The sequence below is a fragment of the Selenomonas ruminantium subsp. lactilytica TAM6421 genome (assembly GCF_000284095.1).
GTDB lineage: Bacteria > Bacillota > Negativicutes > Selenomonadales > Selenomonadaceae > Selenomonas_A > Selenomonas_A lactilytica.
Genome location: NC_017068.1, coordinates 1,545,917 through 1,572,880, shown reverse-complemented (window position 1 = coordinate 1,572,880; position 26,964 = coordinate 1,545,917). Strand labels below are relative to the sequence as shown.

The following is a 26,964-nucleotide window of genomic DNA, read 5'->3' as shown; positions in this document are numbered from 1 at the left end:
GTCAGTTTTGACTGGTCAAATTTATGAGAGAGAAGAGATTTCAATATGCTCAAGAATATTTGTGCGGGTTTGGTCGGTGCGGCTTTACTGACCGGTGGTGTGAGTTCCTATGTGGCAGCAGAGCCAACAGATCACGTTCCTACCTTTGCGGACATGTCCGTCCAGATAAAGGAACCGACGATGGAGGAGAAGGCAGCTGCCGTAGCTGCCGGTCAGGCAGCGGTAGCCGCTCAGCAGCCGAAGGCAGAGCCTGAGGAAAGCACTGCTGCCCAGGCTGCGCCTGCACCTGCTGTCGAAAACAAGCAGGAGAAACCGGCTCCGGCAGAAACGGAAAAGAAGTCTCTGGAAAAGAAGATTTCCATCAATCTTGCCGCCCGCTCTTTGGCCCTGTTTGAAGGCAACAAAAAGATCCGCCTGTATCCCATTGGCCCGGGCAAGGCTTCCACGCCGACTCCGGTAGGCTATTACAAGATTCGTTCTAAGGACTATAATCCGACCTGGACGGATCCTTCTACGGGCAGAAGCATTGCCTCCGGCCCGGATTGCCCGCTGGGTTATCGTTGGATGGAGATTCAGGGCAATTACGGCATCCATGGTACCAATCGCCCCAATTCCATCGGCCATTATGTATCCAATGGCTGCATCCGCATGCATGAGAAGGATGTGGAAGCACTCTTCGATATGGTGAAAATCGGTACGCCGGTAGAAATCACTTACAACCGCGTTGTGGTTGAAAAGCTGGATGACAACACCGTTGTCTATTATATCTATCCGGATGGTTATGGCTGGCAGAATCTCAGCGTGGAAGATGTCAATAAGTGGCTGGCCGGCTATGGTGTAGCCAATTTCGTCAGCAATGAGGATATCGAAGCAAAGATCAATGCTTCCGATGGTGAGCCCACTTATGTAGCCAAGGTTTATCCGCTCTATGTCAATGGCGAGAAGATGAAGAACAAGGCCGTTGAGCAGGATGGCGTCATGTATTTGCCGGCAATCGATCTGGCTGATGCCGCCCATGTCAACTTAGGCTGGGATTCTACGACACAGAAGCTGATCAGCACCTTAGGCACGGCTCCCGGTGTGGACAAGAAGGATGTGCTTTACTGCAAGGCAGAAGATGCCAAGACGCTCTTCAAGCTTGGGGGCGCACTGGACAACAATAACTATGTCATGAAATTCGTACCGGTTGAAAAGCAGGAACCTGCCAAAGTTGACCAGGATGGAAAAATCGATGCCACGCAGAAAATCGATCATAGTGCCGATAAGTCTGAGGTAAAAAATGATGCTAAAGCTGAAGTAAAAACGGAAAGCAAGGCAGAGGCCAAAGTCGGGACGAAACAGTCTAAGGACAAAAAGACCAAGTAATACGAGCAGAAGTAATTGAATAGGAGGAATTCGCTTGAACCAGCGTTTTGTGATTTTGGATGGCAGCAGCCTGATGTATCGTGCTTTTTACGCTCTGCCTGACTTGACGGATTCCCAGGGCCACCATACCAATGCCATCTTCGGCTTTTCCAATATGCTCACGAAGCTGTTGAGTGAGCTGAAGCCGGATAAACTGGTCATTGCCTTTGATAAGGGCAGAAAGACCTTCCGTACGGAACGGTATGCTGACTACAAGGGAACCCGGGACAAAACACCGGAAGAGCTCCTCGCCCAGATTCCGCTGCTGCATGAATTTGCAGCAGCTTTTGGTATCTCATTTATCGAAAAGGAACGCTATGAGGCGGATGATATCATCGGCACCTTGGCGACAAAGGCGGCAGGAGCAGGTCACGATGTTTTGGTGGTGACGGGGGATAAGGATGCCCTGCAGTTGGTGCGGCCTAATCTGAAAGTACTGCTGACCAAGAAAGGTATAACCAACATCAAGGAATATGATGAGGCTGCTTTTGAAGAAGAATACGGCTTTGAGCCTATCAAATTGATTGACTACAAAGGCTTGATGGGGGATACCTCGGATAATATTCCCGGCGTGCCCAATGTGGGGCCCAAGACTGCCGGGAAGCTCCTGATTGCCTATGGCTCCCTGGAAGGTGTCTATGAACATATTGACGAAGTCTCCGGCAAGAAGCTCAAGGAAAATCTGGTAAACAATCAAGAACAGGCGGTGCTTTCCAAAGAGCTGGCCACCATTGAATGCAATGTGCCGGATATGGAACTGGCATGGGACAGCTATGATATCACCCCGGACCACGAGAAGATGCGTGCTTTCTGTGATGCTTATGAGCTGAAGGCAGTCTGGAAGAACTTCACCAAACTCTATGGAGAAGGCGATGATAATCCCGTGCTGGAATTCTTTATGCCGGAGGCAGTTGCAGCAGACCTGCACTATACGCGGCTGCAGGGACAGGATCTGCAGAGGGAATTGACTGCAGCTGACAGTTTAGCTGTTAGTGGCATTTTTGCGCAGGAGAAGCCCTTTGCTCGCGTAAAGGCTTTGCTCATCTGCACCCTGCCTGCACAGAACATGATTTTGGTGGATGCTGACGAAGATTTGGCCTTGGCCAAAGAGATTTGTGCGCAAAAGGATATGACTGTCTATAACCTCAAGGCTTACTATCAGGCAGGCTTTACTCCGGCAGATCGCTATTTTGATGTGGAGCTGGCGGCTTATCTCTTGAATCCTGAGGCCAGCAAATACGAGCTGGAACGCCTGGCTGCGGAGTATCTGCCGCAGGAAGTCAAGCCTGCTGCTTTTGCCGACGAATATGAGGAAGCTGCCTGGCAGGCACATGTATTGGCAAGATTGCAGCCCATTCTGAACGCTAAGTTGGGCGAATTGCAGTTGGATAAGCTCTACCGGGAGATTGAACTGCCGCTGGTGGAAGTATTGGCTGCCATTGAGCAGAACGGCATCTATATCAACCGGGATGAGCTGGATAAAAAAGGCCGTGAGCTGGAAAGCCGGCTGGAATCTCTGCAGGCAGATATCCATTTGCTGGCCGGCATGGAATTCAATATCAACTCCCCCAAGCAGTTGGGAGAAGTCCTGTTCGAGCGTCTGGAACTGCCTCCGGTGAAAAAGACCAAGACCGGGTATTCCACCAATGCAGAAGTATTGGAAGCCTTGCGGGACAAACATCCGATTGTGGAACAGGTCCTGCATTTCCGCACTTTGAGCAAGCTCAAATCCACCTATATCGATGGCCTGCGTGACTTGATTGGTAAGGAAGGCCGTATCTATACCACCTTCAACCAGACCGTGACGGCTACGGGCAGACTCTCTAGTTCCGATCCGAATCTGCAGAATATCCCCGTGCGTACGGAGGAAGGTAAGGCCATCCGGGCGCTCTTTGAACCAGGTGATGGCTATGATTGCCTGTTATCGGCGGACTATTCCCAGATTGAACTGCGCATCCTGGCCCATGCGTCTCAGGATGAACGCTTCATGGATGCATTCCGGCAGAATCAGGATATCCATGCCCGCACGGCTTCAGAGGTCTTCAATGTGCCGCTGGATGAAGTGACGAGCCAGCAGCGCAGCCATGCCAAGGCGGTCAACTTCGGCATTGTCTATGGCATCAGCGACTTTGGCCTGGCCAAGGATCTGCATATTGCCAAAAAGGATGCCAAGCAGTACATTGACAATTACTTTGCCCGCTATACCGGCGTCAAGAAGTTCATCGACGATACGGTGGAAAAGGCCCATGCCGATGGCTATGTGACGACGATTTTTGGCCGTCGCCGGGATTTGCCCGCCATCAACAGCCGCAACTTTATGCAGCGATCCTTAGCGGAAAGAATGGCTATGAACACACCTATTCAGGGGGCGGCTGCGGATATCATCAAGTTGGCTATGATTGCCGTCTATCATAAGCTGAAAGAAGCCGATGTAAAGAGCCGTATTTTGGTACAGGTTCACGATGAATTGGTGCTGGAAGTCATTGACAGCGAGCGGGAACAGGTGGAAAAAATCCTCAAGGAAGCCATGGAACAGGTAACGGAGTTATCCGTTCCGTTGCTTATCGATATCCATGCAGGCAAGAATTGGGCGGAGGCGAAGTAAGATGCCAGAAATGCCGGAAGTTGAAATCATCCGCCGCTACCTGGATACGCAGGTGGCAGGGAAAAAAATCATGGATCTGGACATCCGCCTGCCCCGCATGATCAAATGGCCAGATACCGAAGGATTCCGCGCCCTGGTCACGGGCCGGACCATCAAAAAGATGGCCCGCCGCGGCAAGTATCTCCTGATGGAGCTGGATAACGATAACGAAGTCGTCTTTCATCTGCGCATGACCGGACGGCTGGTTTACGAGCCTACGGGAAATACTGCTGACAGCCATGCCAGAGTTATCTTTCAGCTGGAGAACGGAGGCGCGCTTGTCTATGGGGATACCCGCACCTTAGGCACCATCCATGGGCTCAAACCGCAGGAGCTGATTATGCTGAAAGGCTTGGCCGAGATGGGGCCGGAGCCATTGTCAGTGGAGTTTACGCCGGCGTATCTGGAGCAAGCGGCCAGTCAGCGGAAAACAGCCATCAAGTCCTTTCTGCTCAATCAGAAATACATTGGCGGTATTGGCAATATCTATGCGGATGAAGCCTTGTTTTTGGCCGGCATTCATCCTTTGCGGCCGGCTAAATCTCTGTCAGCAGAGGAATGCAGACGGCTATGGGAAAGTGTCAATCAGGTGATTGCCGCCGGCATCGAAGATGGCGGCACCACCTTCCGCGATTATCAGAATGGGGAAGGCGGCAAGGGCAGCCATCAGGAACACCTCTATGTCTATGGACGCAAAGGGGAACCCTGCCGCAATTGCCATACAGCCATTGAACGCATTACCGTTGGCGGCAGAGGCACCCACTTTTGTCCCCATTGTCAGGAGGGATGCTAATGGCAAGGATTATCGGTCTTACCGGCGGTATCGCCAGTGGCAAAAGCACCATGGCCAAATTCTTCCGGGAAAAAGGCGCGGCGGTCCTCAATGTGGATGTCATTGCCCATCATCTGTCCAAGCCCCGACGGGTACTCTATAAGATCTATGTGCAGCATTTTGGTGAGGGTATCCTCCAGCCCGATGGCACCCTTGACCGCCGGGCTATCGGACGGAAGGTCTTTGCCGATGAGAATGAGCGCCAGTGGCTCAATGACCATACCCATCCGATACTGGCCCATGTGATGCGGCAGCAGATCGAGTGTATGCAGCGAAAAAATTTTCCGGTCATTATCCTCGATGTGCCATTGCTCTTTGAAGCCGGATGGGATAAAATGACAGAGGAGAATTGTTTGGTGTTTGTGGATGAAGCCACCCAGCTGGAACGCCTGATGCGGCGCAATGGTTATACAGAGGCCGAGGCAAAGGGGCGCATTGCAGCCCAGATGCCGCTGGCAGAGAAAAAACAGCGGGCGGACAGTTTCATCGACAACAATGGCAGCCTGGAGGAAAGTTTTGCCCAGGCAGAAAAACTTTGGAAGGAGTGGACCCATGCAGGGATTTCGTGACAGGGTCCAGCAAAATCGGCGTATTCAGCGACGCATGGCCACCTGCTTTTGCGTTGCTTTATTTATTTTTCTTGTGAGTTTGAGTGCATTCTTTGTATTGCAGTTCGAGCCTGTACAACGCAAGTATTTTTATGTGTACCCCTATCATGATACGGTGATGAAATATGCGGAGGTCTATCATGTGGACAGCAACCTGACCGCTGCCGTCATCAAGAGCGAAAGTAAATTCAAGCATACGGCCCGTTCCCATCGTGGGGCAGTGGGGCTTATGCAGCTGATGCCGGATACGGCGGAATGGATTGCGGGACAGATTGGTGACCGGAACTACAGTCTGGAGAATCTCCATGAACCGGACCGCAATATCCGCTATGGAACCTGGTATCTGGCCGAATTAGAGAAGGAATTCAAGGGCAATGATGTGCTGGCGCTGGCCGCCTATAATGCGGGGCGCGGCAATGTCAAATCGTGGATGGAGGAAAATGATTGGAACTATGAATTCCATGATATTGATGCCATTCCTTTTAAGGAAACCCGGGATTATGTGAGACAGGTCATTGGAGACCGCAAGAAGTATAGAGAACTTTACCCAGAATAAGTTGTCTATGTACTTTTCTTTGGGGCAAAGAAAAGTACCAAAAGAAAAATAAAGCTGACTTGTAAGGAGTATGTTTGTTCGTATGCAGAAGTATCGCATTGTTCCGCAACAGGAGAATATGTTTTGGCAGTTGGTGCAGGGGATGACTTTGCAGGACGAGGAGAAGACACTGCTCAAGAATGCGGTGATCCGTCATGTGGAGGTCAGTATCAAGACCAGCCTTTGGGAAATTGCGTTGACCAGCCAGACGCTTATTCCGGATGCACTCTTGCAGCGGGCGGCTGAGCAGATCAAGGGCAAGTGTAATCTGCAGGCGGTTATTTTCTATCAAGATATCATTGATATCGACGATGGCATCCGCAAGGTCTGGCCGCAGCTGGTTACTATTGTAGCCGAGGGCAATCCCACAGTCTTCCAGCTTTTGAAACGCTCGAAATATGTGGTTGACGGAAGCAAACTTATTATCAAGGTTCCCGGTGAGCTTGGCGGCGAGATCATGCGGGCCCATGCGGTAACCCAGCTTATGGGCAGAGCCATCAAGGATATGCTGGGCTATCGTTGCCCCGTAACCTGCGAGGCCAGTGATGAAGTCCTGCAGAATCTTTCGGTTGATGACTGCTTTGATACTCCCGAATATCATGCGGCCCTGCATAAGGAACGAGTGGCCGAGGCTCAGACAGAAGTCAAGGCTGCTCCTAAAGCAGCACCGGCGCCGAAGGCAGCCAGCGAGCATAAGCCTAAGGCCGCACCAGCGCCCAAGCGGGAAGATCTTTCCCGTCCTGTGGTGGTTCAGGGGGCTGGCAATACCATCTTTGGCCGCAGCATCATGGGCGAGCGGCAGCTTATCGCTGAGCTGGAAGGTGAGACGAAAAGCGTCATTCTGGAAGGTTTTATCGGTGAAGGTGCCGGCTCTGGCCTCAAGACGATCGAGTTCAAGACCGGCACGAAGATGCTGGCTTTCTGCCTGTCCGATGAATCCGACGGCATTGCCTGCAAGAAATTCTTCAAGCCCGGCAAGGGACGCAATGGTCAGGAAGAAGATTATGACGAGATCATGGGCAAGCTCAAAGAGGGCATGGCCGTGCGTATCAAGGGCTCTGTGCGATTTGATACCTATATGAATGAGTATGTGGTCTTTGTGGATTCCCTGGCGAAAAAGGAAATGAAGAAGCGGCAGGATAACGCCGAAGTCAAGCGGGTGGAGCTTCATGCCCATACCACCATGAGTGCCATGGACGCCGTGGTATCCGTGAAAGACCTGATCAAGACTGCCGACAGCTGGGGCTGGCCGGCCATTGCCATCACGGACCACGGCGTGGTGCAGGCGTATCCGGATGCGGCCAAAGCTGCTGAAAAACTCAATATCAAGGTCATCTATGGCATGGAAGGTTATCTGACCGGTGACGATTTTGAACAGAAGCGGGCTAACCATATCATCTTTCTGGCGAAAAATCCCAACGGCCTGCGGAATCTCTATCAGCTGGTTTCCTTGTCCCATGTCAAATATTTCCACCGTCAGCCCCGTCTGCCCAAGAAAATCATCGAGGAATTCCGGGATGGCATCATCATTGGTTCTGCCTGCGAAGCAGGGGAGCTGATCCGAGCCATTGTGGAGGGGCAGAGTGAGGAGCAGCTTATCGAAATTGCCTCCTTCTACGATTATCTGGAAATCCAGCCCATCCATAACAACGACTTCCTCAAGCGTAGCGATAAATTTCCGGATATCAATACCGACCAGGATTTGATTGACATCAACCTCAAGGTGGCCGAGCTGGCCAAAAAACTGGGCAAGATGCTTGTGGCTACCTGCGATGTGCATTTCCTGAATCCCGATGACTATATTTACCGCGCTATATTGATGAAAGGAAAAGGCTTTGAAGATGCGGATATGCAGCCGCCCCTGTATCTCCGGACCACGGAGGAAATGCTGGCGGAGTTTGAATATCTGGGGAAAGAGGCGGCTTATGAAGCCGTGGTGACCAATCCTCGGAAGATCAACGATATGATTGAGAAGTTCAAACCCATTCCGGATGATCTTTATTCCCCCATGATTCCCGGTGCCGACGAGGAAATCGAATCCATGTCCTATAACCGGGCCAAAGCCATGTATGGCGAGAATCTGCCGGAAATCGTGGAAGCCAGGCTCCAGCAGGAGCTGAAACCCATCATTGGTCATGGCTTCTCCGTATTGTATCTGATTGCCCAGCGTCTCGTGAAAAAATCCAACGACGATGGCTATCTGGTAGGGTCCCGTGGTTCCGTAGGTTCGTCCTTTATCGCCACCATGACAGGCATTACCGAGGTTAACCCTTTGCCTCCGCATTGGCGCTGCCCCCATTGCCAGTACAGCAAGTTTATCACTGATGGTTCCTACGGCTGCGGCTATGACCTGCCGGATATGGATTGTCCTGTCTGCGGCACACCGCTCATCAAGGACGGCCATGATATCCCCTTCGCCGTATTCCTGGGCTTCGATGGGGACAAGGTTCCCGATATCGACCTGAACTTCTCCGGTACTTATCAGCCCGTGGCCCATAAGTACACGGAAATCCTCTTCGGCAAGGACAATGTATACCGTGCCGGTTCCATCCAGACCGTGGCGGATAAGACTGCCTTTGGGTATGTGAAAAAGTATTTTGAAGAAAAGGGGATAAAGAAGCATATCTCCTATATCGACCGATTGGCCCATGGCTGTATGGGCGTTAAGTCCACCACGGGCCAGCATCCGGCAGGCATCATGGTAGTGCCCCGGGATATGGACGTGCATTTCTTCACACCCATCCAGCATCCGGCCAATGATATGAACTGCGGTACCATCACTACCCATTTCGATTACCATTCCATCAGCAGCCGTCTGGTTAAGCTGGATATCCTGGGCCACGATGATCCGACTGTGATCAAGATGCTGGAGGATTTGACCTGCCGCGATCCGAAGACCATTCCCTTTGACGATGTGGCCACCATGTCCTTGTTCAACTGTACGGATGCATTAGGAGTAACGCCGGAAGAGCTGGGGGCAACCTCCGGAACCTTTGGCATTCCCGAATTCCGTACGCCCTTTACCCGACAGATGATTGACGATACCAACCCCGATGTATTCTCGGACCTGGTACGCATCTCTGGTTTCTCCCATGGTACCGACGTGTGGCTGGGCAATGCCCAGGATCTGATCCGCAGCGGCCAGTGTACCATCAAGAATGCCATCTCGGCCCGTGACGATATCATGATGTATCTGATCCATCACGGCATCGATCCATTGCTGTCCTTCAAGACCATGGAAAAAGTGCGAAAGGGGAAGGGCATCGATCCGGATGTGGTGAAGAAGCTGCAGGATGGGGATATTCCCCAATGGTATATCGATTCCTGCCAGAAGATCAAATATCTGTTCCCCCGGGCCCATGCGACGGCCTACGTTATGATGGCTTACCGCATCGCCTTCTGCAAGGTGCATTATCCATTGGCTTATTACGCAGCATATTTTTCCATCCGTGCCGATGAGTTCGATGCCAACGTCATCGCCCGCGGCCAGGAATTTGTTGGCGAAAAGATCAAAGAGCTGGAGGAGATCTCCAAGGAGAAAAAACTGGATGCCAAGCAGAATGCCACATTGATTGTATTGCAGCTGGCTTGGGAGATGTATCTCAGAGGCTATGATTGTGAGAATGTAGATATCTACACATCAGACGCCGAGAAGTTCATCATCCATGAAAAGTCATTGTTGCCGCCATTGGCAAGTTTGGGAGGCATGGGTGCCAAAGCATCCCAAAGCATTGTGGAAGCCCGCCGGGATGGTATCTTTACCAGCATTGAAGATCTGCGCCGCCGTACCGGTATCTCCAAGACAAATATTGATATCCTTAAAGATCATGGCTGCTTGGGTGGCATGGGGGAGACAGATCAGATAGCATTGTTCTGTTAAATGCAGACAAATATTTTTTAGCTAATAGAAAAAGGAAACCCGGTTGGATTTACTGCAGATAAAATCAACCGGGTTTTACTTATCAACAAATTTCTGTGGATAACTTCCGATAAGTATAAATTATCGGAAGTTATATTTTGGAAAGATTTTTATTGCCGCTAACAGCCTCTGTCAGCGATTTTAAATTCCTGTCCTATACTTTATACCTAAAAATAAAAACAAACCCCTTAGAAACGATTCTGTGAGGTCCGTTTTTTCTGCATAAAAAATTTCGCAGATCAGATGCGTGCATATTCCAAATCGGAATTCTTTTCGTACATCCGTTCATAATAATCCTGGTATTCACCGTTGATGATTTCTTCCCACCAATGCCGGTTATCCAGATACCACTGGATGGTTGCCTTGATGCCATCTTCAAACTTGGTTGCCGGCAGCCACCCCAGTTCGTCATGGATCTTGGTCGGATCGATGGCGTATCTGCGGTCATGTCCCTTGCGGTCCGTGACGTATTCAATCATGTCTTCGCCCTTGCCAAGCTGCTGCAGAATGGTCTTGACCACATCGATATTGGCTTTTTCATTATGGCCGCCGATATTATAGACTTCACCGACCTTGCCTTTCTGCAGGATCAGGTTGATGGCGGCACAATGATCTTCCACATAGAGCCAGTCGCGCACGTTGAGGCCATCACCATATACCGGCAACTTCTTGCCGCCCAACGCATTGATGATCATCAGTGGAATCAGCTTTTCCGGGAAATGGAACGGACCATAATTGTTGGAACAGCGGGAAATCGTCGTCGGTATCTTATAGGTGCGATGATATGCCATGACCAGCAGATCTGCCGATGCCTTTGAGGCTGAATACGGGCTGGACGTGTGCAGGTTCGTTGTTTCCGTAAAGAACAGATCCGGTCTGTCCAGGGGCAGATCGCCATAAACTTCATCCGTGGACACCTGATGGTAACGGTCAATGCCATACTTGCGGCAGGCATCCAGCAGGACGCTGGTACCGATCACATTGGTCTGCAGGAAGATTTCCGGATTTTCGATTGACCGGTCAACATGAGACTCTGCGGCAAAGTTCACGATCACATCCGGCTTTTCCATTTCAAACAGTCGATAAACGGCCTTGCGGTCAGCAATGTCCCCACGGATGAACTTGAAGTTCTTATTCTTCATGGCTTCATCCAGCGTAGCCATATTGCCCGCATAAGTCAGCTTATCAAAGCAGATGATCTTATCTTCCGGACGATTTTTCAGCATGTAATAAACAAAATTCGAACCAATAAAACCGGCACCACCGGTAACAACGATATTCATAGAAAATAATCCCCTTAAACTATTTAACCCTCATAAATAAAATTCAAATCCATGCGCTCTTTGAGCAAAGGTGCAACCTTATCCTTGTCCGAAAGGATCACCGGTTTCAACGGCCATTCGATGCCAATTTCCGGATCGTCCCAGCGGATATTGCCATCGCACTCCGGCGCATAATAATTATCTGCCTTGTACTGTACTTCCACATCATCCGTAAGGGTGATGAACCCATGGGCAAAGCCGCGCGGAATGAAGAGCTGCTGGTGATTTTCCGCCGACAGCTCCACCCCCACCCACTGGCCATACTGGGGAGAACCCTTGCGGATATCCACAGCCACATCGAAGATGTTCCCTCGGGTGCAGCGCAGCATCTTGGCCTGACACATGGGATTCAACTGATAATGCAGGCCGCGCAAAGTCCCCTTCTGGGCTGAATAGGAATGATTATCCTGCACGAAATTAGCCTTGATGCCAGCTTCCGCGAGCTTTTTCTCCGACCAGCTCTCTGTAAACCAGCCCCGGGCATCACCAAAGACCTGTGGTTCTACAATATATACACCTTTTAACTTTGTTTCTGCTACTTTCATTATCCCAAAACTCCCATTTATTCCGTTACAATCTGTTGCAGATATTGGCCATACTCATTCTTGGCCAAGGGCTCTGCCAGGCGCAAGACCTGTTCTTCATCAATGTAACCCATACGATAGGCGATTTCCTCGATACAGGCAATTTTCAGTCCCTGACGTGCCTGGATGGTGCGCACGAAAGATGCCGCATCCAGCAGGGACTCATGTGTCCCGGTATCCAACCAGGCAAAGCCGCGGCGCATTTTCTCCACAGACAGCTTGCCCGCTTCAAGATAAACCTTATTTACATCGGTGATTTCCAATTCCCCACGTGCCGATGGTTTGATGGATTTGGCAATACTTACAATATCCTGATCATAGAAATATAAACCTGTAATCGCATAATTCGACTTAGGCTCAGCTGGCTTTTCCTCAAGACTCAGCGCATGGCCTTGCTCGTCGAATTCCACAACGCCATATCGTTCCGGATCGGAAACATAATAGGCAAAAACCGTAGCACCCTCTTCCACAGATGCAGCCCGCTGCACGGACTTGGCCAGATCGGAACCATAATAGATATTGTCGCCCAAGACCAGAGCACAACCGTCACCGGCAATAAAATCCTCCCCGATCAGGAAAGCCTGTGCCAGACCGTCCGGGCTGGGCTGTACGGCATAGGATATGCTGATTCCCAGCTGATTGCCATCCCCCAGCAGTTTTTGGAAAAGTTCACTGTCCTGCGGCGTGGTGATGATCAGGATATCCTTGATCCCTGACAACATCAGCGTACTCAACGGATAGTATATCATCGGCTTGTCGTAAATCGGCATCAGCTGCTTGGACACTACTTTAGTCAGCGGATAAAGCCGCGTCCCCGATCCCCCGGCCAGAATTATTCCCTTCTTAATCAACAGAAAACACCTCCGTATCATGTGCCATGTTTAATATTATACCGCAAAAGTCATATTTTTACTACAGCCTGCTATATTCTCTCCAGCAAACTACGCCCTTACACGAAATCTAAATCATTCTGCGCTTAGCGGCTTGACTGACTAAAATTTCATAGTAACAAGACTGCATACAAATATTTTATACTTGCATGCAGTCTTGTTTCATTCAGGACTTGTCAGTGGCCAGGAATTCCTTATCCTGCGCGGATAAGTCTGCCTTGGCCAGCAGATCCGGACGATATTTTTTTGTAACGAGCAGGGATTGCTCACGCCTCCATTGACGGATTTTGGCATGATCGCCATTCAGGAGTACCTCTGGCACTGCCATCCCCTCGAATTCCCGGGGACGGGTATACTGTGGAAATTCCAGCAGTCCTTCATAGAAGGAATCAGTAGGAGCGGAATCTTCATGCCCCAGCACCCCCGGCAGCATACGAGATACCGCGTCGGTAATGACCATGGCCGGCAGTTCCCCGCCGGTCAGCACGAAGTCACCAATGGAGATGGCCTCATCAGCCAGTTTATAAATGCGGGCATCGAAACCTTCATAATGGCCGCAGATAAAAATCAGCTGGTCGTAGCCCGCCAATTCCTTGGCCTTGGCCTGGTTGAAGGTAGGCCCGGAAGGATCCATGATCAGCACTCGGCGATTAGCCGCATACTGCTCTGTGCGAGATAATACGTCCCGTACAGCCTTATACATGGGCTCCGGCTTCAAGACCATGCCCGCACCGCCCCCAAAGGGGCTGTCATCCACATGATGATGCTTATCCTCGGCAAAGTCCCGGAAATTGGTGAAATGGATATCGAGGATGCCATTATCCACAGCCCGCTTGGTAATGCTGTCACCAAAGGGGCCGGAGAACATCTCCGGGAAGATGGTCACCATATCAATGCGCATCGGAAATCTCCTCAGGCATATCAACCACCATACGGCCGCCAGGCACGTCAATCTCCTTGACCACAGCTTTGAGGGCAGGAATCAAAAGTTCCCCGCCATCCGTACGGCGGGCCTGATAGACATCATTGCTGCCGGTGCGCAGGACATTTTCCACCTTGCCCAATTCGTTGCCATCCATATCGTAAACGGTCAGACCGATGATATCAAAGGTGTAATACTCCCCTTCATTCAAGGGAGCAGCCTCGCTGCGGTCAACGGTCAGCAGCCTGCCCGTAAGACTCATGGCAGCTTCACGGACAGGGTATTCCCTGAACTTCATCAGCACATACTGCTTGTGGTACTTGCAGCTTTCGATATGGAGCATTTCCGTGCCCACCATGACCTCCGTCATAGTCTCGAAGCGTTCCACAAAGTCCGTCAGCGGGATGATGCGCATTTCCCCATGGATACCATGGGGAGCGCCCACCTTGCCGATGGTCACGCGATTCTTGTCGCGCTTGTTTTTCTTAGCTGCGAATGGCGATAACTTTGTCATCTTCCACCAGCACTTCCACGTTCATGATCTCACGCATATCGTCGCCCACATGAACTTCTACCTGATGTTCGAGGGTGCCCTGCACGATTTCAGCGCCCAGGACCATCTTTTCCATCTCTTCCTTGCGGGCCAGGGATTCCTCGCGGAACTGCAGGCGCTTATTACGTTCCTCACCGAAATGAGCCTGAATAGCCTGCAGGCGCTGAATTTCTTCAGCCGTGGGAGCTTCGGCATTGGCCGGCTGGTTTTCCTGCATTACGCGCTTTTCCTGGATGTTGAGCTGCTGCACTTCCAGCTCGGCGCGGTTGATACCTTCCGTCAAATCCGTGAGAATCTTGTTTTTGAGTTTTTCCGTTAATTTTGCCTTGATGGTTACAGGCACTTTCAGTGAAATAGAATCCATGACAGTTCCTCTTTTCTTTGTCTTTTTTCATAGGAAAAAGCGGCAAGTTACCCAAAGGTAATCCTGCCGCTTTTCATTTAAATAATCTCAACCGTGACTTTCGTATTTTCCCGAGTGGCCGCGGCTTTGACCACGGTGCGCAAGGCTTTGGCGATGCGCCCCTGACGTCCGATGACCTTACCCATGTCATCTTCTGCCACATGGAGGCTGAGCACGGTCTGCCCGTCCTCCTGCCGTGAAGAAACCTCCACGGACTCCGGATGCTCCACAAGGGACTTGGCGATTACTGCAACAAGTTTTTCCATGTCGCTTCTCTCCAATTACTTCTTCTTGGATTCAGCGAACTTAGCCATAATGCCCTGCTTGCTGAACAGATTTTTAACGGTATCGGTCGGCTGAGCACCTTTGTTCATCCAATCAAGAACCTTTTCCTCATTGAGGCTGACAACTGCCGGCTGCTTGGAGGGATCGTAGTTACCGAGAATCTCGATGAAACGACCATCACGCGGAGCGCGGGAATCAGCTACTACCACACGGTAGAAGGGGTTCTTCTTTGCACCCATACGGTTCAAACGAATCTTTACTGCCATGAAATTTCACCACCTTTCGAAAGTGTAATGATTTAAAAATTAACGCATGAACGGCATCTTCGGGAAACCGCCAAGGTTACCGAGCGACCCCAGACCAGGGAAACCCTTGCCCTTCTGCATTTTTTTCATCTTCTTCATCATCTTTTTCATCTCGCCAAACTGCTTCAACAGCTTGTTGACATCCTGCACTCTCGTGCCGGAGCCCATGGCGATACGTTTGCGGCGGCTGCCGTTGATGATGGTGATGTCAGCGCGTTCCTTCGGCGTCATGGAACGGATAATGGCCTCAATCTGGCGCATTTCCTTGCCGTCGAGGTCGATATCCTGACCTTCCAGCTGCTTTTTGAGACCGCCCATACCGGGAATCATGCCTAAGATATTTTCCAGCGAGCCAAGTTTCTTGACCTGCTGCATCTGGGAGAGGAAATCGTCAAGGGTGAATTCATCCTTGCGGAGCTTCTTCTCCATCTTTTTGGCTTCTTCCATATCGAAGGTCTGCTGAGCTTTTTCCACCAGGGAAAGCACATCGCCCATGCCGAGGATACGGGAGGCCATGCGGTCCGGATGGAAAGGCTGAAGCGGTTCCAGCTTCTCGCCCACACCGACGAATTTTATGGGAACATTCGTGACTGCTTTGACGGAAAGGGCCGCACCACCGCGGGCATCGCCGTCCAGCTTGGTCATGATGACACCGTCTAAGCCAAGGCTCTCATTGAAGGTCTGAGCCACATTGACCGATTCCTGACCAGTCATGGCATCCACAACCAGCAGAATCTCGTGAGGCTTGACCTCCGCCTTGATATCGCGAAGCTCCTGCATCAGAGCTTCATCTATCTGCAAGCGGCCTGCCGTATCGATGATGATGACATCATTGGCATGGCTTTGCGAATAAGCAATGGATGATTTGGCAATGGTCACCGCATCCGTACCCTGCTCCATAGAGAACACGGGGATGTCCAATTGCTTTCCTACTACCTGCAACTGCTTGATAGCAGCCGGACGGTAGATATCGCAGGCAACCAGCAAAGGCCGTTTGCCCTGCTTCTTAAGGGACAGGCCCAGCTTGCCAGCGGAAGTGGTCTTACCAGCACCCTGCAGACCAGCCATCATAATGATGGTGGGCGGATTCGGACTCATGTTGATGCGGCTCTGCGTGCCGCCCATGAGGTTCGTAAGTTCCTCATCAACAATCTTCACGACCACCTGAGCCGGCGTCAGGGTTTCCAAAATATCCTGACCAATGGCCCGTTCCTTGACGGTCTTGATGAAATTCTTAACGACCTTGAAGTTGACATCTGCTTCGAGAAGTGCCATCCGCACTTCCCGCATGGCTTCGTTGACGTCATCTTCCGTCAGCTTGCCATGACCGCGAAGCTTCTTGAATGTCTCCTGCAAACGGTCAGATAAACTCTCAAATATCAAACGGATACCTCCTGACCGAGTCCCTGTCCAATATAGGGTTCCAATCGGTCAAGGACTTCATCAACAGCCTTGGCATTGGCCGGCTGCTTTAGCCCTTTGATTGACTCGTAGATTTTTGCCAGCTCCTGACGCTCCCTGTTATAGCGCGAGGCCAGTCCCAGCTTTTTTTCGTAGGACTCCATCGCCTTCTCACTGCGATGGATATTGTCGTAAACCGCCTGCCGGGATATGCCCAGCTCCTCGCCGATCTCCGACAACGAAAAGTCCTCGAACAAGTGCAGGCGCAAGCATTCCTGCTGCTTTTCCGTCAGGAGTGCCCCATACAAGTCAAAAAGTGTGGACAAATATAAGAACTGCTCCATCATGATAATCACCTGCTCAAAAATTAGGTGCCAAGGTTTGCCCCTTGACATAGGCTATTATAGCGGAGGCAGGATATCCTGTCAAGTGTTTTTCCTTGTCAGCCGTAAAATTTATGGAAAAAATTTTTTCATTCGGTTATAATTTAAAACAGATTAGATTTTAGGAGACGAAGCAGATGCATCAATACTTATTCTTTATCGGTAACTTTCCCATCCGTTCCTATGGTTTGGTGATTTCCCTGTCCATCATCCTGGCTACCGGCGTTGGCTATTATCTGGTGAAACAGGATGGCCGGGGTGAGGAAAAATATGTGGTTGACCTAGGCATCTATTGTGGGCTGGCCGGACTATTAGGCGCCCGGCTCTGGGATGTGTTCTTTTTTGACTGGGATTACTATTCCCATCATCTCACGGAGATATTGAATGTCTGGCAGGGCGGCATGGCCATTCAGGGCGGCGTAACCCTAGGGGTGCTCACGGGCATCGCCTACTGCCGTTACCATAAACTCGATACGCTCCATCTGATGGATGTGCTGGCTCCCGCTATCATCCTGGGCCAGTCTTTGGGACGCTGTGCCAACCTGTTGAACGGGGATGCCTTCGGTGCGCCCACCGGTGGCAGTTTCGGCATTGTCTATCCCGCTACCACCCTGGCTGCCCATACCTATGGCACCCAGCCCCTATGGCCGGCAGAGATCTGGGAAGGTCAGCTCGATATCGTGATCTTTGCCCTGCTATTGATTTTCCGCGGCACTATAAAACACGCAAAGGGACAATGTTTCTCCCTCTATGTGATGCTCTATTGCCTCACCCGCTTCGCCCTGGAATTCCTGCGAGGCGATTACGCCGAAAAAGTGCTGGGCTTTATGACCAGCGGTCAGACCACCAGCGCCATCGGCTTTACACTAGCTTTCTTTGCTTTTTTATATCTGCAACGAAAAAAATCAGCGACTTAAAGAAAAACGGGACTGCCCAACAGCAGCCCCGTTTTTCTTATATCGCCACGGCCCATTCCTCCTCGGGAACAGCCAGGAAACGCTCTCCCTTCATGGGCAGATTCAATGGCCGCAGATCCAGCTCCCGCGGCCGCCACTTTCTCGGTGTCTCTTCTTCCTGTTCCACATAATGCGGGGCGGAAATACATGACAGCTGACAATATCCCAGATCGCGAATCCACTCGTCCAACCTGGCCTTCACTACCAGCATCTGACTATCTGACATGGCAGGATTTTCCTTGCATATTCTGGTATTCCCCAACGGGTCGAGCAATATTTCCCCTGTAATCGACTCAGGAGACAAGCCAAAGCCAAAAAGCTCCTCTTCTCCCATGCGTCCCAAACGCTCAATCCAAACCAGCATAGCAATCAACTCCTCTCAAGTTTTGACTTACTTTTCTATGTATTATGATTAGACATTTTCACCTAATATCCTTCCTTTGCGTACAAAAAAACCTCCCCGTAGGGAGGTTTTTCCAATCAATCTGGGATCAAAGTCCGGCTTCTTTTTTCAGCACATCTGCCTTATCCGTGTGTTCCCAAGGCAGGTCCACATCGGTACGGCCGAAATGACCATAGGCAGCCGTCTGCTTGTAGATAGGACGACGCAGGTCGAGCATCTTGATGATGCCTGCTGGACGCAGGTCAAAGTGCTTGCTTACCAGTTCTTCAATCTTTTCTTCATCCACCTTGTTGGTGCCGAAGGTATCAACCATGACGGAAACCGGGTACGCCACCCCAATGGCATAAGCCAGCTGGATTTCGCATTTGTCAGCCAGGCCGGCAGCCACGATATTCTTGGCCACATAACGGGCAGCATAAGCGGCACTGCGGTCCACCTTCGTAGGATCTTTGCCGGAGAAAGCGCCGCCGCCATGACGGGCCCAGCCGCCATAGGTGTCAACGATGATCTTGCGGCCCGTAAGACCGGAGTCGCCCTGCGGACCACCGATAACGAACTTGCCCGTGGGGTTGACAAAAATACGCGTATCTTCCTTAAGCAGTTCAGCCGGCACAACGGGCTTGATTACATGCTCGATAAGATCCTTGCGGATCTGTTCCAGCGTCACTTCTTCATCATGCTGGGTGGAGATGACAATCGTGTCCACAGCTACGGCCTTGCCATCCTCATAAGCAATGGTAACCTGCGTCTTGCCGTCCGGACGCAGGTACGGCAGCGTGCCATTCTTGCGGACTTCCGTTAAACGACGTGCCAGACGATGAGCCAGTGCAATAGGCAGGGGCATGAATTCCGGCGTCTCGTTCGTTGCATAACCGAACATCATGCCCTGGTCACCAGCACCGATGGCCTCAGCCACATCCATTTCACCCTCGCGGGACTCAATGGCCTCATTAACGCCCTGGGCAATATCCGGGGACTGCTCATCCAGAGATACGAGAATACCGCAGGTAGCGGCATCAAAACCATATTTTGCCCGGGTATAGCCGATTTCCTTTACCGTATCACGAATGATCTTCGGAATATCCACATAACATTTCGTGGAAATCTCACCAACCACATGAACCTGTCCCGTCGTCACCATCGTCTCACAGGCAACACGGCCCATCGGGTCCTCAGCCAGGATGGCATCGAGGATGCTGTCCGAAATCTGGTCAGCCATTTTATCCGGATGACCTTCCGTTACGGATTCCGAAGTAAAAAGCATACGTTTCTTACTCAATGAAATCTACCTCCCTAGTAGAAAAAATAATTACTGCTGAATACCCTCACACGTCCCGATTCATAAGAAAAAGCCCTCGTTAAAACGAGAGCTTACACTTCTTAACTCTCATCTTATAGGTAAAACCTAAAGGAATTGGCACCGTTTTGACATATGTCAATGGTTGCCGCGGCTTCATAGGGCCTATCCCTCCACCGCTCTTGATGAGTACATATTCAGCATTTTGTAGTTAAATAATACGATACTGACTGGAATTTGTCAAGTTTTTTGTCAACTTGAACCTCGTTCATAATTCCCCCAAAAACACCTACGACCCCTTATCTGACAAGGCTTTCCGTCTTTTCAGGAACCTTGAAAACTTTTTCGTCGTATCATCAGTCAGCTGCCAAATTACCCATTTTTTCATTAGAAAACGGGTTTAGTGTCATCTCTTCATTTCCGAGGGGTAGTGTTATCAACTTACATCTGTGTAACTTCAAGAGAACAGCTTCTGTTTCATCACATTTGATTTCGTAAGTTCGTCCACTTGATAGTAATGCTGGGACGGCACTTTCGGATTCTTCCACCGTCCGATAGACGCGACAACCATCGGGTCTACTCCCTTGTTGACCAGCCTGCTGAATCCGGTCTTCCTTGTCCCGTGCAGCGTATAGTTTTTAAGTCCTGCCATCTTGCAGGCATAACGGAACCTTGCGCTGATAAACTCAGGAAAAATGTACTTATCCCAGGTTCCTCCCCTGTAGCCTTCCCTGAATACATAGCTGTTGGAACAAAATGCCGGGTCACTGCTTTCCTGGATAGCCTTAAGCTTTAAAAGCCTCTGGCACATATCGTCAGAGAGCGGAACCCAGTCCTCGCTGTTCTCAGTCTTTGGGAATGGCTTTTCAATGACGTTCCTCTGATAGTCCACAATGAGCGTATTCACGACATAGAATCGTTTATTCTTAAAGTCCACATAACGCCATTTAAGGCCTGCCAGTTCCCCCCTTCTGCAGAGGGATTCAAAATACAACAGGAAAAGCGTCTCCCAGAGCCAGCCATATTTCCTGCCTGCCGCAATCAACAGCTTCTTCCTGGCTAAGTCATTGAAGACCTTCTTCTTCCGCACAGGCGTATAATCCACCGAAATTCGCGCACAGGGGTCTAAGATAGCCACGCTGCGCTCCTCTATCAGATATCGCCAGAATATCCTAAATTTTGCGATACACTGACGTACAGTACCAGAGCTAAGCTCTCTCCCTTTCCTGTGATTGTTTCCGTGCCAGCGTAAATCCGCAACCCAGGCCTGCACGATATCCTTGCTCACCTCTTCCACCTTCAGATTACCGAAGAACGGCAGGACATGCTCATTGAACGCCTGATTGTACCATCCCTTGCTGCGTTCCGAGGTCAGCCTGGGCAGTACGTTCTTCTCATATCATTTAGACAGGAGCTCCCCTATCGTCATCTTTTTCAGGTCAACAGGCTTTGCTTCTTTTTGGGCCGCCATGAAATTCAGTTTGATACTCAGGTCTTCACAGAGGCCGTCACGAATCTTCATGGCCTTGTTCCTATCTGCGGCGCTGTCTTCTTTACCGAAAAAGCCTTCGGATAACGTCTTGATTTCTCCGGAGATCCCTACCTTGACCCTCCACATCCCTCTTTTCCTGCCATAGCCTATATATTTCATCCTGTCTTTATCCGTAGTGAATTCAACTCCTTTGCGAGCCTTTATCTTTTCACTTATGGATGATATTGCCTTGCTATGTTGTGCATCCGATACAGCACAAATAAAAAAGACAGACAATTGAAAAATAGCCAGCCGCATGCTATACTGATACAAGGCCGTTGGTGTGTCCGCGCCACCTCTGGAAGGGAGGTAGTGCCATGACGAAGTATCAGTTTGCCATGCAATTGCTGGCTATTCTTCAAGTTCTGATTGGCGTTGCTACCTTGCTGAAATAAGCAGCGCCTTTTAGGCATCCTGAAAGGGAAGGAGTGTGGAACCTGCGTGTGTTCAAGCCTTCCCAATCACAGATATAGAGGGAGCGTTGACGCCGCTAAACACCAACGGCCTCTTTTTCTATATGCTTAATTCTATCACTATCCCCTTGAAAGGGCAAGGAGGAATATTTATGCTAACAGCAAAGTTCGCCAGGCTGGTGATGACCAGATTATAGAGTTTCCCGAAAGAATGCAGCTTCAGGAAAAAGAGTTCACCATGGATTTCTCTGCATCAATGAGATGCATTACTGCTCGCATCTACTGCGAACATAATTCAGAATCACCTGTGCAGCAAGATCATTACCGACATATCGCCACTGGGAGAATTGCTTGTTCGTATAATACCAGTTATTCGTTCCTTTTTCTCTCTGAAAATGATAGTAATCAGTGTCAAGTCTCCGTCCGTCTGACGATGTCATGACTGTTCTGCAACGAAGATTCATGCAGTGAACTTCGATACTGTTGCTATCAATCCACAAGATATTGCCATATTCATCTGCACCGGCATAACAATCAGCCGCATATGTCGTGGTGGGCTCGGTAGCAGCCTGACCTAGAAAAATACTGAGTACCAGCATAGATAGTAAAAACAGTTTCTTCATAGTAAGATTCCTCCATTCTTAAACAACTGTATAAAATTATACTCTTTATACAAAAAAGACAAGACTTTTTCTAATTTTTCTTTAATAAAATCAATTTCTGTGCTATAGTATATATAGATGGCAATTGCGACTAAAGTCGCCAGAACAGAAAGAAGACCTCCCAAAACCGTAATTGGCTGGGAGGTCTTTTGATAATCCCCACAAAAGATGTAACACCCCCAGAAAAGTTGTGCGATAAATAACCCCCTTGTCTCAGTTGAAAAAATACTCCTAAATATTTGGGATTGCTTGTTTTTCATATATTCCCCATGATTTATTGGGGATAACGCAACTTTTCCGAGGTATTTAGCTCAAAACCACAACCATTATGGGGTGTTTTATACAATATCATAAGTAAGCACAACTTTTCTGAAGTGTTTTTAGCTTATCGTTAGTCTATAATTGATCAGCCCCCAAAAGTAAGCATTCTAATCTCGACCTGTTTGATATACAACAGTAATGAGAATTGTCGCTTGATTTAGATGGCTTTTCTTTATGCGGGGATATTGCCGAAAGAGTTCATCGCCACCATTAGTTCCAAAGGCCAGTGACATACAGCCGCCGACGATAGTTCCCACTGCCTTTTTGCGGGCGTAAAGTATTTGCATGAGTCTGCCGAGGTCGATTTCTGCTTCGGTTCTTTGTTCCATTCTGTTATTCTCTATTATATTAGCACATCCCCCCACAAGACATTATGTGAAAAAATATCATATTTATCCCCAGATATGCTAAGTTTTATCATTTTTTGCAATAAAATAAGCGCAGAGCACATTGTCTATTATCAACAATGCGCTCTGCGCTCTTTTATGCAAACTTACTTATATTTGTATTTATTACTGTACTCCGCGGAAATAATGACCACGGGTAATATCCGGGCCTTCCTGACGTTTCAGAGCATCTTCCTGGGCTTCGTCAAGATTTGCCGGCAGTTTCATAGCCTGGACATAGGCCTTCACGATGGCCTCGATTTCCTTGCAATCCATGGCCTTGGCCTCAATCTGCAGCGTCCTGATTCCCGCGCCCTTGAACTTCATGGCATGGAGCAGCATGGACAAGGTCTTGCTGTTTAGCACGTGCATGTGACAGAACTGATCCATACGCAGGGGGAACAGGGCCTCCTTGCGGTCTTTCAAGGCATAACGGCCTGCGGTGCAAGGATGGCTGCAGAGGCCTTCGCCTGCATTGCCTAAGAAGCTGCCTGTCACGCAGTATTCGGAGACCATCAGTTCCAAGCGTCCATGGACAATGGCACTCAAGGGTATTGCACTTTCCTTTGCCAGCGCTTCCATCTGCTGCCATTTCAGTTCCGGCGACAGCGTAGCCGACGCCACACCATAATCCCTGAGGAACGCCAGCATGCTCTTGTTATAGGAAATCAGGCTGTAATCTGCATGGATGGCAAAATCCGTCAGTCTTTTAACCAGATGCAGCTGGGCGATGTTATGGACATGGACGGCCGCAGGCGGGAATTTCTTCGCCGCCGTGAGGATTTTCTCAAAGAAGGGCTGGAAATCATCCCGCATGATACGCGGCAGATTGAAATCAAGACGCACTTTAGCTTTTTGCGCCAAGTGCCAGGCCTTTTCATAATCCATGACAGTCAAGGCTTCGTGCTCGTAGGATTCACCGCCAAAGATAATGCCATCGGCGCCGCCGGCGATGGCTGCGCGCATCTTTTCCAGATTGTCCACGGCCACCAGCAAGCGAGGCATCGCTGTAGTCTGCGCAGCGGGTTCTGCCTGGAAGGGCTGCGGATTTTTTACCCGCAGCGGATAATGAGCCAAACGCTGAGCATCCAACATTTCCACAGCCTGCCGCCGGGCTTCGTTGATCTCACTCATGGGTACCATGACTTCACCGCTGATCTGCGTCTGCAGTTCCGTTAGCTCATAAACACTGGTGCCCAGACGGTCCACCTGCTTGCGGATAACCTCTTCCGACAGGGGGCGTTTTTTCGCCGCCTCCCCGATGAATTCCGTCCTGCCCTGACCGATATGACCGGCATTATCCCGCAGGATGACCGTCAAGGGCTCGCCGATTGTCGCCTTGACTTCCGCCGTAATGGGGATACGCCGCACAGGTGCACCACTGGCATATTTTTCCTTGGCGCTTTCCATCAATTGGGCATCATAGACCTTGAATACCCGGTCATGGTCACGGACGGCAGCAGGAATGGCAAAACATACCGTATCGCCACTGTCTGCCAAGGTTAGCGGCCTGCCCTTGACATCTGACATCTCGTTGATGGTCGCCGTTACCCGGCCGCCAACTTTCACCCAGAAATCCACCTGATCGCCCAACGCCAATCTGCCGGAAAGTTTCACCGTCACAAGCCGCTTATCCCAGTCGTAGGCAGTAACCCGGCCAATCAGCAGGCCCCGGTTATTGGGACGGCGGTCACTCATCATCTTTTTGCCGGGGCGGTTCACGAGATAAGCCGTGGTAAAGTCACGGTTGAAGATCTGCGCCAGATTGTCACGGGCTGACTGGTCAATCGTATAATCCTGACCGGTCAGATACAGATCAATAGCAGCCCGGTACGTACCTACTACCGTTGCCACATATTCCGGACGCTTCATGCGGCCCTCGATCTTCAAGGAAGCCACGCCTGCCTTGATCAGGTCAGGAATCACATCAATGGTATTGAGGTCCCGGGGCGAAAGCAGATAATTGCCTGCCTTATCCCCCAGCACATCCTGGCCATTTTCATCCACCAGCGTATAGGGCAGTCGGCAGGGCTGAGCACAGCGCCCCCGGTTGCCGCTGCGGCCGCCGATCATGCTGCTCATAAGGCACTGGCCGGAATAACAGACACAAAGTGCCCCATGCATAAAGACTTCGATTTCCACATCACAGTTGGCGCAGATATGAGCGATTTCCTTCAAGGACATTTCCCGGGACAGCACCACCCGGGTAAAGCCCAATTCCTGCAAAGCCAGTACGCCTTCCAGACTGTGCACCGTCATCTGGGTGCTGGCATGCAGGGGCATATCAGGCACAATCTCCCGGGCGATCTTCGCCACGCCCAGATCCTGCACCAAAATCGCATCTGCGCCTGCATCCCGCAGGAATAGCAGATATTCCCTAAGCGCCGGGATTTCCTCGTCATCTACGATGGTATTGACGGTGACATTGATCAGCACATCCCGCAAATGCGCAAAACGGATGGCCTCACGCAGGCCATCCTCATCAAAATTATTGGCATAAGCACGGGCACCGAACTGCGTGCCGGCCATATAGACCGCATTGGCCCCGCTTTCCACAGCGGCAATCAGCGCTTCACGGCTGCCAGCCGGGGCTAGTAATTCAATCATTCCATTTCCTCCGTATCTTGTTTCTCCGCTTCCTGCAAATGCTGCATCTCCTGGAAGAGTTCCATCTGATCATTGTCCAGCGCTGCCACAGCCTCTTCTGTACTGGGCAGCTCCGGCAGATCTGCCAGGGTGTTTATCCCAAAGCAACGCAGGAAGGTATCCGTCGTACCATAAAGTATCGGCCGCCCCAATACAGGCTTGCGGCCCACTTCGGCAATAAGCTCCAATTCCAATAATTTCTGCAGGGCACGCTCCACGCGCACACCGCGGATATTTTCGATTTCCGCCTTCGTGATTGGCTGTTTGAAGGCCACAATGGACAGGGTTTCCATAGTCGGTGCCGAAATCTTCCGGTCCACGACCTGGCTGAGCCGTTCCACCGTCATATAAGCCTCGGGCCGGGTGGCAAGTTGATAGCCCCCCGCTACCTGCCGCAGGGTGAGACCGCTATGCCGTTCATCCAGTTCTGCCTGCAGGCGGGTCAATATATTCTGGGTTTCTATCACGCCCAGCTCCATGATATGGGCGATTTCCTTCACGCTCATGGGATTGCCTGCCGCAAACAGCACCGCCTCCACCAGCCCTGTTGCCGATATTTCTGCTCGTTCTTTCTCAGGCATGAACTTCCTCCTCCCGGACACAGATATAGATTTCCGCAAAAGAACGCTGCTGCTTGACTGTAACCGTCCGGAGTTTCATCAATTCCAGCAGCGCCAGAAAAGTCACGATCAGTTCGCTGCGCGTTCCCGAGTGAAAAGCCTCGGAAAACAGCAATTTACCCCGGCTGCGGCCTAGGAGCAGGATGATGTCCTCCATCTTGCCCTTGATGCTGTATTCCTCCGGTTCCACCAAGGCCTTGGGGATGGTTAGCTCCTCCTCCACGGACAATACCGTGCGGAAAGCATCCACCAACAAATCCAGCGACAGATTTCCTGGCGGCAGGTGATGTACCGGTAATTCCATGGGCTCCCGGGCCACAAACCGCTCCTGTACACCAGCCATATCCCCCAGCACCTGGCTCACCTGCTTGAATTTGCGGTATTCCAGAATCCGCTGTACCAGTTCAAAGCGGGGATCTTCCTCCGGTTCGCCTTCTTCCTTTGAGGCTTTAGGCAGCATCATGCGGGATTTGATCTGCAATAATGTTGCCGCCATCACCAGAAAGGAGCTGGCAATCTCCATATTGAACTCCCGGAATCTGTCCAGGTAATCCAAATACTGCCGTGTCAGCTCCGCTATGGGAATATCATAGATATCAATCTTGTTCTTTTCGATCAGATGCATCAGAAGGTCCATAGGGCCTTCAAAGGCATCGAGTTTAATCTTGTAATCTTCCAT

Annotated in this window: 27 protein-coding genes and 1 riboswitch; of the genes, 7 read left to right on the top strand and 20 right to left on the bottom strand. The window is 50.5% G+C overall.

The features are described 5' to 3' along the window. Nucleotides 1-45 precede the first annotated feature (45 nt). The 6 genes from SELR_RS07705 to SELR_RS07680 all read left to right on the top strand — a co-directional run bounded on the left by SELR_RS07705 (nucleotide 46) and on the right by SELR_RS07680 (nucleotide 9,963). Nucleotides 46-1,365: a L,D-transpeptidase gene (locus tag SELR_RS07705; RefSeq protein WP_014424649.1), complete on the top strand. Its 1,320-nt coding sequence runs from the start codon at nucleotides 46-48 to the stop codon at nucleotides 1,363-1,365. A gap of 34 nt (nucleotides 1,366-1,399) precedes the next feature. Then, entirely contained in the window at nucleotides 1,400-4,009 is a 2,610-nt protein-coding gene (polA, locus tag SELR_RS07700; RefSeq protein ID WP_014424648.1) for a DNA polymerase I, read from the top strand. Nucleotide 4,010: 1 nt separating this feature from the next. Then, entirely contained in the window at nucleotides 4,011-4,841 is an 831-nt protein-coding gene (mutM, locus tag SELR_RS19250; RefSeq protein ID WP_014424647.1) for a bifunctional DNA-formamidopyrimidine glycosylase/DNA-(apurinic or apyrimidinic site) lyase, read from the top strand. Continuing rightward, the gene (gene coaE / locus SELR_RS19245; RefSeq protein WP_014424646.1) at nucleotides 4,841-5,449 is read left to right on the top strand and encodes a dephospho-CoA kinase; all 609 of its coding nucleotides are present in this window, start codon (nucleotides 4,841-4,843) and stop codon (nucleotides 5,447-5,449) included. The genes mutM and coaE overlap by 1 nt, the downstream gene beginning before the upstream one ends. A gap of 73 nt (nucleotides 5,450-5,522) precedes the next feature. Next, nucleotides 5,523-6,044, top strand: coding sequence for a lytic transglycosylase domain-containing protein (locus SELR_RS07685; protein ID WP_331386702.1), 522 nt, complete (start codon nucleotides 5,523-5,525; stop codon nucleotides 6,042-6,044). Between the two features lie 82 nt (nucleotides 6,045-6,126). Then, nucleotides 6,127-9,963, top strand: a complete 3,837-nt coding sequence (locus tag SELR_RS07680; protein WP_014424644.1) for a PolC-type DNA polymerase III — start codon at nucleotides 6,127-6,129, stop codon at nucleotides 9,961-9,963. Nucleotides 9,964-10,241: 278 nt separating this feature from the next. On the opposite strand, the gene rfbB is transcribed toward SELR_RS07680, so the two are convergent. From rfbB to ylxM, 10 genes are all read right to left on the bottom strand, one after another. Beyond that, a complete protein-coding gene (gene rfbB / locus SELR_RS07675) occupies nucleotides 10,242-11,285 on the bottom strand; it encodes a dTDP-glucose 4,6-dehydratase (RefSeq protein WP_014424643.1) in 1,044 nt (347 codons plus the stop codon). Between the two features lie 23 nt (nucleotides 11,286-11,308). Continuing rightward, nucleotides 11,309-11,869, bottom strand: coding sequence for a dTDP-4-dehydrorhamnose 3,5-epimerase (rfbC, locus tag SELR_RS07670; protein ID WP_014424642.1), 561 nt, complete (start codon nucleotides 11,867-11,869; stop codon nucleotides 11,309-11,311). 17 nt (nucleotides 11,870-11,886) lie between these two features. Further along, on the bottom strand, nucleotides 11,887-12,759 hold the full coding sequence (gene rfbA / locus SELR_RS07665; protein ID WP_014424641.1) for a glucose-1-phosphate thymidylyltransferase RfbA: 873 nt from the start codon (nucleotides 12,757-12,759) through the stop codon (nucleotides 11,887-11,889). A gap of 205 nt (nucleotides 12,760-12,964) precedes the next feature. Next, the gene (gene trmD / locus SELR_RS07660; RefSeq protein WP_014424640.1) at nucleotides 12,965-13,699 is read right to left on the bottom strand and encodes a tRNA (guanosine(37)-N1)-methyltransferase TrmD; all 735 of its coding nucleotides are present in this window, start codon (nucleotides 13,697-13,699) and stop codon (nucleotides 12,965-12,967) included. Then, entirely contained in the window at nucleotides 13,689-14,234 is a 546-nt protein-coding gene (rimM, locus tag SELR_RS07655; protein WP_014424639.1) for a ribosome maturation factor RimM, read from the bottom strand. Before rimM ends, trmD begins: the two co-directional genes overlap by 11 nt. Continuing rightward, on the bottom strand, nucleotides 14,206-14,637 hold the full coding sequence (locus SELR_RS07650) for a YlqD family protein (protein WP_014424638.1): 432 nt from the start codon (nucleotides 14,635-14,637) through the stop codon (nucleotides 14,206-14,208). The genes rimM and SELR_RS07650 overlap by 29 nt, the downstream gene beginning before the upstream one ends. Nucleotides 14,638-14,714: 77 nt before the next feature. Further along, the gene (locus SELR_RS07645) at nucleotides 14,715-14,942 is read right to left on the bottom strand and encodes a KH domain-containing protein (RefSeq protein WP_014424637.1); all 228 of its coding nucleotides are present in this window, start codon (nucleotides 14,940-14,942) and stop codon (nucleotides 14,715-14,717) included. Nucleotides 14,943-14,957: 15 nt separating this feature from the next. After that, entirely contained in the window at nucleotides 14,958-15,227 is a 270-nt protein-coding gene (gene rpsP / locus SELR_RS07640) for a 30S ribosomal protein S16 (RefSeq protein WP_014424636.1), read from the bottom strand. Nucleotides 15,228-15,266: 39 nt separating this feature from the next. Then, nucleotides 15,267-16,649, bottom strand: a complete 1,383-nt coding sequence (ffh, locus tag SELR_RS07635) for a signal recognition particle protein (RefSeq protein ID WP_014424635.1) — start codon at nucleotides 16,647-16,649, stop codon at nucleotides 15,267-15,269. Further along, the gene (ylxM, locus tag SELR_RS07630; RefSeq protein ID WP_014424634.1) at nucleotides 16,646-17,014 is read right to left on the bottom strand and encodes a YlxM family DNA-binding protein; all 369 of its coding nucleotides are present in this window, start codon (nucleotides 17,012-17,014) and stop codon (nucleotides 16,646-16,648) included. The genes ffh and ylxM overlap by 4 nt, the downstream gene beginning before the upstream one ends. Before the next feature lie 173 nt (nucleotides 17,015-17,187). Here ylxM and lgt point away from each other — a divergent pair, with 173 nt between their 5' ends. Beyond that, entirely contained in the window at nucleotides 17,188-17,967 is a 780-nt protein-coding gene (lgt, locus tag SELR_RS07625) for a prolipoprotein diacylglyceryl transferase (protein ID WP_014424633.1), read from the top strand. A 37-nt stretch (nucleotides 17,968-18,004) separates the two neighbouring features. Here lgt and SELR_RS07620 read toward each other — a convergent pair whose 3' ends face one another. From SELR_RS07620 to SELR_RS07575, 10 genes are all read right to left on the bottom strand, one after another. Further along, complete coding sequence (locus tag SELR_RS07620) at nucleotides 18,005-18,370, bottom strand: hypothetical protein (protein WP_014424632.1); 366 nt, start codon at nucleotides 18,368-18,370, stop codon at nucleotides 18,005-18,007. A gap of 127 nt (nucleotides 18,371-18,497) precedes the next feature. Next, nucleotides 18,498-19,673: a methionine adenosyltransferase gene (gene metK / locus SELR_RS07615; protein ID WP_041914679.1), complete on the bottom strand. Its 1,176-nt coding sequence runs from the start codon at nucleotides 19,671-19,673 to the stop codon at nucleotides 18,498-18,500. A 120-nt stretch (nucleotides 19,674-19,793) separates the two neighbouring features. Beyond that, nucleotides 19,794-19,898: riboswitch (SAM riboswitch) on the bottom strand. Nucleotides 19,899-20,163: 265 nt separating this feature from the next. Continuing rightward, the gene (locus tag SELR_RS07610) at nucleotides 20,164-21,081 is read right to left on the bottom strand and encodes a tyrosine-type recombinase/integrase (RefSeq protein WP_269453573.1); all 918 of its coding nucleotides are present in this window, start codon (nucleotides 21,079-21,081) and stop codon (nucleotides 20,164-20,166) included. A 24-nt stretch (nucleotides 21,082-21,105) separates the two neighbouring features. After that, on the bottom strand, nucleotides 21,106-21,324 hold the full coding sequence (locus SELR_RS18855; RefSeq protein ID WP_014424629.1) for a hypothetical protein: 219 nt from the start codon (nucleotides 21,322-21,324) through the stop codon (nucleotides 21,106-21,108). 592 nt (nucleotides 21,325-21,916) lie between these two features. Further along, the gene (locus tag SELR_RS07600) at nucleotides 21,917-22,273 is read right to left on the bottom strand and encodes a hypothetical protein (protein WP_041914332.1); all 357 of its coding nucleotides are present in this window, start codon (nucleotides 22,271-22,273) and stop codon (nucleotides 21,917-21,919) included. After that, on the bottom strand, nucleotides 22,270-22,572 hold the full coding sequence (locus SELR_RS07595) for a hypothetical protein (protein ID WP_041914331.1): 303 nt from the start codon (nucleotides 22,570-22,572) through the stop codon (nucleotides 22,270-22,272). Before SELR_RS07595 ends, SELR_RS07600 begins: the two co-directional genes overlap by 4 nt. 168 nt (nucleotides 22,573-22,740) lie before the next feature. Next, a complete protein-coding gene (locus tag SELR_RS07590; RefSeq protein WP_014424628.1) occupies nucleotides 22,741-22,962 on the bottom strand; it encodes a hypothetical protein in 222 nt (73 codons plus the stop codon). 183 nt (nucleotides 22,963-23,145) lie between these two features. Further along, complete coding sequence (locus SELR_RS07585; RefSeq protein WP_014424627.1) at nucleotides 23,146-25,626, bottom strand: U32 family peptidase; 2,481 nt, start codon at nucleotides 25,624-25,626, stop codon at nucleotides 23,146-23,148. Further along, a complete protein-coding gene (gene scpB / locus SELR_RS07580; RefSeq protein WP_014424626.1) occupies nucleotides 25,623-26,246 on the bottom strand; it encodes an SMC-Scp complex subunit ScpB in 624 nt (207 codons plus the stop codon). Before scpB ends, SELR_RS07585 begins: the two co-directional genes overlap by 4 nt. Continuing rightward, nucleotides 26,239-26,964: a segregation and condensation protein A gene (locus SELR_RS07575; RefSeq protein WP_014424625.1), complete on the bottom strand. Its 726-nt coding sequence runs from the start codon at nucleotides 26,962-26,964 to the stop codon at nucleotides 26,239-26,241. Before SELR_RS07575 ends, scpB begins: the two co-directional genes overlap by 8 nt.